The organism is Pseudomonadales bacterium, assembly GCA_013215025.1.
Lineage (GTDB): Bacteria > Pseudomonadota > Gammaproteobacteria > Pseudomonadales > DT-91 > DT-91.
This window is the reverse complement of the sequence record JABSRR010000161.1, coordinates 1-7,823: the sequence shown is the minus strand read 5'-3', so window position 1 is coordinate 7,823 and position 7,823 is coordinate 1. Positions and strand designations below refer to the sequence as shown.

Annotated in this window: 5 protein-coding genes; 2 read left to right on the top strand and 3 right to left on the bottom strand. The window is 44.2% G+C overall.

The genetic code is table 11. From position 1 onward, the window contains the following. Window positions 1-249: 249 nt before the first annotated feature. Window positions 250-1,614 (bottom strand): GlyGly-CTERM sorting domain-containing protein, encoded by a 1,365-nt coding sequence (locus HRU21_10540; protein NRA42727.1) that lies wholly within the window; start codon window positions 1,612-1,614, stop codon window positions 250-252. Between the two features lie 202 nt (window positions 1,615-1,816). Between HRU21_10540 and HRU21_10535 the strand changes: the two genes are divergently transcribed. After that, window positions 1,817-2,302 (top strand): hypothetical protein, encoded by a 486-nt coding sequence (locus tag HRU21_10535; GenBank protein NRA42726.1) that lies wholly within the window; start codon window positions 1,817-1,819, stop codon window positions 2,300-2,302. Between the two features lie 42 nt (window positions 2,303-2,344). Here HRU21_10535 and HRU21_10530 read toward each other — a convergent pair whose 3' ends face one another. Together HRU21_10530 and HRU21_10525 are read right to left on the bottom strand one after the other, a co-directional pair. Next, entirely contained in the window at window positions 2,345-3,481 is a 1,137-nt protein-coding gene (locus HRU21_10530) for a hypothetical protein (GenBank protein ID NRA42725.1), read from the bottom strand. Window positions 3,482-3,607: 126 nt separating this feature from the next. Next, window positions 3,608-4,558 carry an OmpA family protein gene (locus HRU21_10525; GenBank protein ID NRA42724.1) on the bottom strand — a complete coding sequence of 317 codons (951 nt, stop codon included), beginning with the start codon at window positions 4,556-4,558 and terminating at the stop codon, window positions 3,608-3,610. Window positions 4,559-4,933: 375 nt separating this feature from the next. Here HRU21_10525 and HRU21_10520 point away from each other — a divergent pair. Then, on the top strand, window positions 4,934-7,823 hold a 2,890-nt coding region (locus HRU21_10520), incomplete at its 3' end, for a dirigent protein (protein ID NRA42723.1).

The window sequence follows — 7,823 nt, the reverse complement described above, 5'->3', positions numbered from 1 at the left end:
CCGAACTTGAATGAGACTGGGCTTGAATGAAGCTATGCTTGCCCAAGGTCAAGATTGCTCAAGGACAAGATTGCTCAAGGGTAAGATTACAAAAGCCCAGGCTAGCATGAGCCCGAGCTTAGATGAGGCCAAGCATGAATTTGGCATCGTTAAGCTACCCTGCATCTGATTAACTTTTGCTGAGCAGAGCTGCTGTTCTATTCATATTAATGTCAGGCTTCAACCCTGGCATCCCTCAAAGCAAGTGGTTTATGCGCACTGTCGCCGTCTAAATAGCGTCAACATAGCCATTAGCAAAATCATCCAGACACTGACGGATCCACCGCCGCCACCGCCGCCGTTGTCATCGTCATCTGGCTGCAAGGGTCTGATACGACTGGTTAATAAGACATCTAAGCTTCGCTCTTGGTATTGAAAAGATATTTTGCCATCTTGCTCCACTGAGTTAAGACGATATTCAAAGTTACAGATCTCGAAGGGCGCAAGCTCTCGGTCGCAGTCGCTGTTCTCGATAAGCTCGACATTATCACTCACCGTTAATAAACCTAAATCGAAAATATTCAATGTATCGGGCGTCAGGTTTTGTAATCTAAATGCATATAACTGATTAGGCTTCAAACTCGACTGCAAGGTTGGTGCATGCCAGGACCGAATAGTCCCTACGATACTATTTACCCGGCTATCTGGAATCGCACTGAACTCAACTTGACGATTTGAAACACGACCCTGATCATCAACATAGCCCTGAAACGTAGAACCATAGCTAACATAATCACCAAATGCGTTTTTAACCATGACCGGACCACCCGAGTCACCATGGCTGACATTGCTATAACCGTCGTCATTGTCCAAATCGACCCTTTCTGCAACCACACAGACAAACGGCGCTAAGTCAGTCTCACCCGCTTCACAGCCATCACGCTGCAGTTCAACCTGTACCTGCCGTAAATTCGGATAGCTTGTCTGCGCATCAGGCACAATATTGCAATCGCCTTGCACACAGGCCGCGTTGCCAAAGCCAATTACTAAGGCATCCTGAGTTGGCTTTAAATCGGTTTTTTTACCCAAATAAATCGCTTTATTAATCAGCAAAGGCTGATCATCAGCGATAATCGAGCTTAAGTTGATAATGGTAAAGTCTTGTTGATTGAAGAAATCGCTACGATCAAAGGGGTCGGCGGTTAAATCAATGATCGGTAGAATTTGGTTATACGCCTCCGGGGTCGAATAATACAGCTGCTCTTCTGGGTCTAGTGCAAAACGCTGCTTTTCTAGGCCTACCACTAAACGAAAGTTAAAATTTAAAGGGCCGACGGAGCTACCGCCCTCCTGCCAAAAATAACGATCACTTCCGAAAGCTACAAGGCAATGATCCGCTGTCCATAGATACTGTCCGGCAATGATAATACCACCACAGTTCGGCCAAAACTTGTTTAGATCACCATTACCACCAAACTCAAAAGTTGCCTGGAGATTTGCAAAAGTCGGGAATTCACCAGGCGGTGCATCGTCACCATTAACAATTCTTGGCAGTGCATCAGCATGCACCAGTACAGGCAATAAACAGCTGCAAAGCAGCATTTTTAACACTCGATTCATCAGAAAATTGCGCATAGATTACTCGTAATAGGCATAAAATAGTCCTGCATTTTAGCACACGCTATGCTTTATTACCCAAACTTGCCCAGCCCAGCGATTTTCAACATGGCGCTTTGCTTATTTTGCGTATTGCATCATCTAAGCATTTACGCTAAAACAGAGAGCGTATCTCGCCATTATTTCCCACGATCACTGCAGACCATAAAAACCTATCATCATGTGGATTATTGACTTTGAGGCCTCCGGGCTAGACAGCAAAAGTTACCCGATTGAGGTAGGCATCACCAATGGTGAGACGGAATACACGAGCTTGATTGAGCCCCTGCCCGGCTGGCAGTTTTGGAGCGAAGAGGCTGAGGCGAAACATGGGATTACATCTCAGCGATTAAAGCAGCAAGGCGAGCAAGCCGCTACAGTGTGTCATGCACTCAATGCGCATCTTGATGGCCAGGATGTGTATTGTGACTGCCTGCCCTGGGATAATTTTTGGCTCAGTCAGCTATTCACAGGCTGCTGTATCTCGGTCACGTTTTGCCTCAAAGAGATCAGTGATTTACTGCCCTCAGCTGCATTAATAGATCACTATTTAGAAATCCGCCAGGCATTAATCTTGACGGATCGCTTTCAGCTACATCGCGGCTTAGATGATGCACGCCTGATTTATACCGCATTGCAGCAAACCTTAGCCAACTATCCAGCTTAAGCCAACTATCCTGCTTAAGCCAGCTTACCTGCTTAAGCCAGCTTAGGCTTGATCAATGTCTATCATAAACGAAGCAATATCCAGCGGCTGCTTAGCTGCAAGCTGAGAAAGTTTTCGACGATAGTGGCGTTCAGACACATCATAGTGCGAAACGCTATAGCTTAAAGGCGATAGCTTAGCGGCTAAACGACGTTGATTAAGCTGTTGGAAAATCGCTACCGGCTTGGACAAACCTTTGCATGAAAACCAGAGTTGATTAAGCCACTCACAGCTGGCTGCAAATTCCAGTATTTCATCATCTAACAGCGGCACAGGTCCTTTAGCATTTGCCGCTTTTCGCTTAATAATAGACAGCGGCCAAGGCAAGTTGTTCTCATAACCGGCAATTAAGCCAAAGTTTAGATGGCGCTGTTGCTCACTATCTAATACATCACGTAAAGCAAACAAGCTATGCGGCGAGAAAGACACGACACGTAACCAAGGTTTACCATGATTGCTTGCAAACGCATCAGACAGATACGGCTTTATCACCTCAGCCAAAAGATCAGGATACACTTTACATGAATCGGGCGCTCGCGACGGCGAAACCTGACAGCAGGCATCAGCTTTTAAATCTAAATAGAGCAGCTTATCTTGATGATAGCCTTGCGCCACAAAGGTCTCTAACAGCTTGGATAATGTATTTTCACGCAAATAGTCATAAGCTGGCGATGGATAGGCAAGTTTGTCGGGGAGGATCGGGTCATGCAAAATACAGGCGGTATTAGCAACACCGGCCAAATCACTTCGCCCACGATCATCATCTAGTAAGATTTGTACATCAAGCTCAATCGCATCTAAACCATATTGCTTAAAGGCCTGCTCCATCAACTGCGCCACAGGCTTAGCCTCGGCGGCGGCAAATAAGGCGCCATTACCGGCTATTGTGGCAGTAGCAGCGACGCCGTCTGGGGCTTGCTCAGGCTTAACCTGACTGACAATGCGCATAGGGTAATATCGAAAACTGCCAGCGCCATGACCAATAAGCGCTAAGGTATCATCATTTCCCTGTAGTTGCCGATGAAAAGCCTGCACGGGTTTGAGTTGCGCTGAAATTTCATCCGCCCCATCATTTTTATGCCGTAAGCGCAGCCTTGACGGGCTTATCAATGGATACAGCAAAGCTTGTAGATTCAGCATTTGGCTTCCAACCGTGATCAAATCGTATAGGTGTTATGCAAAGGAACATACTCAATGCAAACCATACAAATATGCGAGCTAAAACACAAACAGCGAAAACACCATCACTGGCATCCATAGACAGAGTTAATCGGTCAGCAGCTCAATTTCTACGCGACGATTGACTTGACGCCCATACTCACTGTCGTTACTTTGCTGCGGCTTTAATTCACCAAAGGATTGCAAAATAATCCGCGATTCAGCAATATCGCTTTCAGCCACTACGCTATCTTTTACGCTCATTGCTCGGGCCAGACCTAGGCGTTGATTATCTTTGACCGAGCCAATATCATCGGTATGACCATGTAATCGCAGTTGCCATGAATCATGGCGCTGCATCGCTTGCCCAAGATCATGTAGCTGCTGTTTATCACTGCTATTAACTGATGATTCTGCTGATGCAAACAACACTTGTTGTGGAAACGCTTGCTCATGATCCAACGCTGCGCTTGCCATATCATCTGAACTATCTTGCACGCTCTTGTGTGCTTGACCAAATTGATACACCAGGGCAAGTGATATCAATGTATTCACTGAATCATCTTCATCACCGTAAATACCACGTAACTCGGTTCGAAGAAATATGCGTTCAGCGTGTTGGTATCGTAAACCAATGCCGGTATTCAACGTTGTTTCGGTATAGCCATCATAGTCATCCACTTTAAACCGTTGTTTACCGACACCAAATGGCATATAGAGGTTAAACCGATCCGAAAAATTTTCAAACTGATAGACTGCATCTAGCGAAAAGTTTTGCACACTTACCTTCATATCATTAAATGGCTTCTCAGTAATATGTGTATCAGCTTGATTCGCTTGAAGCTCTAATGCCCATGCTCGGTTAAAACGATAACCCATTGCTACACCCGCATTACCAGCATCATCGATGTTATAATCATCATCAAAAACAGCATAAGCAACTGACGGCGCAAGATAAAACCCCGAATCTATACTGCCGAATTCATCATTGGCAGCTAAATTATATTGACTTGTTAGTAAAGCAGCACATAAAACTGAGATATTATATAAACGTTTCATACTGATCCCTTAAACGATTTTTTGTTTTAAAAAGTTCTAACAGTATAAATACAGATAATTATTCAATCGAGAAAACCAAGCCCGCTCACAAACGGGAAAAGCCCACTAAATGCTAATAGCTTTTTTGCAGCTTTAATATTGGCAAATTCAAACCTCGCGAAATTTAAAATGCGACGTTTCTTCCCAACACGGCCGTCATTATTCTAAGCGCTAAAAACGCGTAAATCTTTGCATCACTTATTCAAATTTAGGCGTTTCAGGTAATAGAATTATTCAATGGGCTTATAGCAGTATCGAGTGGGCCGCGAAAAATAGATCTTTCTTTTTGCATATTTATAATTTTTACACATGAAAAATATCAAAAAGGACTCCGACATGAATACCCTATCAAAAGCTGCTTTAAGCATTTTTACAGCATGCATTTTCAGTCAGCCTAGCCTTGCTCTCGAAACAGGATACGATTTATCTGGCTACCGAATTATTGATTCCAATGCCGACGCTGCTGATAAGCCCAGCTATGCCTATCAAGATATCAGCACAACGGGTGATGCACTATTATTAAACAAAGAGCTAGTCACTATTGAGCCAATATTTCCTTTTGATTTTTATGGTGAAATTTATGACGAGGTTGTTGTCAGCGTCTACGGTATCGTTGGATTTTGGGATAATATGTTTTTGTTAGCTGACTATGATCTAGTCAATAATGCTAAAACCGCCATTCCCATTAGCCCTGATCAGCAAAACTACATACCGGCACCCTTTTTAGCACCATTTTATGACGATTTAGATCTTTCTAATTACGATATTTATGCTCAATTACAAGGTGATCCCGGAAATCAACAGTATATCGTGCAATACCAAAGTGCGCATGCGCATGACCCTCTGAGCCCTGCGCAGCGATTTGAATTTCAAGTTATACTCAATGAATCTGACAACAGCGTACTGTTTCAGTATAAACACAGCGATAACAACTCCATTGGTCGCCTTGGCAGCGAAGCAACGATAGGCATTCAAAACAACCAAAGTGAAGGACTTAGCTATGCCAGTCGCGAATCAGCGCTTGAAGATCAGCTCGCTGTTTTGTTCTCCAAAGCCGAACAGTATATTGGAAGTGATAAAGCCAATGGATCAAAGCAAACAGGTCGACCTGGCGAGCGAGTAAAGCATACGGTAAGTTTTATTAATGCAACTGGCGCGACTGCAGTATTTAATCTAACGACTACTGAGAGTATCTGGTCAGTAGAGCTCTCAGAGAATCAGCTGAGCATGGATGATGGTGATATTGCCACGGTGGATGTATGGGTTGAGATTAACGATGCCGAGCAGCTGCAATCCCTGAGCGACCAATTTTTGCTGCAGATTAGCGGTGCAGGCTACCAAACAGCGGTTAATCTTCAGACAGACACAACATTTATAGAGCGCCTCACGCATTTTGAAGCCAACCAAGATAAACGCTTAATTGAGGGAATACTGGGCAGCAATAATCAAACAGCGATTGTGAATGTCAGCTTTGACGAAAAATATGCACCACCTTCTTTTTTTACTATTGCTGAGGCTAACACGCAAAATAATATGCCATTGGCATCATATTTTAACTATGCCGATGCCAACTTCGGCTACTCCGAGCTCATTAACAATATATTTTTTATCAGCAAAAGTGCAGGTTTGTACTCTGATACGTCAGAGCCAAGCTATGCAGGGCTTAACGCTATTTACCGAATGGATATTCATGGTCAAGAGCCGCAAAAACTAGTCGAGCTTGTGCAAGAGCAAGATCAATACAGTGATGAAAACAGCTTTATGCAGTTTGCCGCTGCACGCAATGCTTATGTATTAGCGTTTTTGAGTAATGATGATTGGACCGGCGAGAATCCCGATAAACGCGTGCAGTTATTTTTATCTGACTTAGACGGTAAGCAACTCGAACAAATTACCCAAGCGCAAGGTGTTGAAAGTAGCGATACTGAGAATCAAATTGCCATATCAGATGATGGCTCGACCGTTGTTTTTTCACATAACGCTAATTTGCTCAATGAGCCGGAACTTGCAAATAATAACAACTATTTTCTTTATCGCTTAGATACTGCCTCGTCAGAATTGATTCGACTCTCAGCGGATGAGCTAGATACTGAGTATCTCGATATTTCTGCAGACGGCGAAAAAATTGTTTGGGTGGCGGATGCCGACGATGAAATCGATCATATCTATACCATCAATCGTGACGGCAGCAATTTTAAGCAAATTACTTACGATCAACAAAATAACGATTACGATGATATTTCATTGTCAGGCGACGGCAGAATTATCGTTGTTGAAGCGAATTCTGACTTACTAGGCATTGATAAAGATAATGCCTTAGACGACTTATTTTTGCTTGGCTACGATGGTGCCAACGTCACTCGCATTACCCATTCATCAGACTTTGGTGACGGCAGTTTTGAGGCCTTGAATCCCGAAATATCGCCTGATGGTGAGTGGCTATTATTTAAATCAAATGCACCTATCACGGATACTACGGCGCTGGGTGAAGAGCAGATTTACTTGCTAAACCTTCAGCAAGCCCTGCCTGAGTTTTTCATTCAATTAAACCAGACACCAGAGCCCGAACCAGAAACAACACCTGAGCCGGAGCCACAACCAGCACCATCAAGTGAATCTGCTGTAGAAATCAGCCTCGAGCAAAAACCCAATCTGCTTTCTGAAAACAGGCAATGTAGCCCTGAGCCTTATTGTGATACAGCAGGCAGCATGACATACAGCGGTTTGCTGTTAATGCTAATGCTTGGGCTAGTTCGCTTTAAGGCCACTCTAGGCTCTTCATACCCTGCGCTTAAGCATATTCGTTTAACACCTTCGTCATTACCACAGGCAATATTGCTTGGCAGTTTAATCGCCTCAGCATCACTGGCCCAAGCCGACAATCACTATGCACGATGGCTTACTATTGCTGATGCAAAGCGCTCTCCGGCGGAACATATTGACTTAGGTAAGCCGGGTGACTCACTGGGTGAGCACTACGTTTTTGACCAAGCATTGCTGAATAAAGATGGACGCGACATTGGCAATAATAGTGGTTACTGCGTTCGCACCAAGCTGCAACATAGCTTGCAGTGCCAATGGACGCTGACGCTTGCGGAGGGCACGATTCAAGTGGCTGGGCGTGAGTTTGATCAGGGCGAGTCCATCATTCCGATTGTCGGCGGCAGCGGGAAATTTCAGGGTATTGATGGCTATATGCGATCATTCAAAAATCCTGATGGCAACT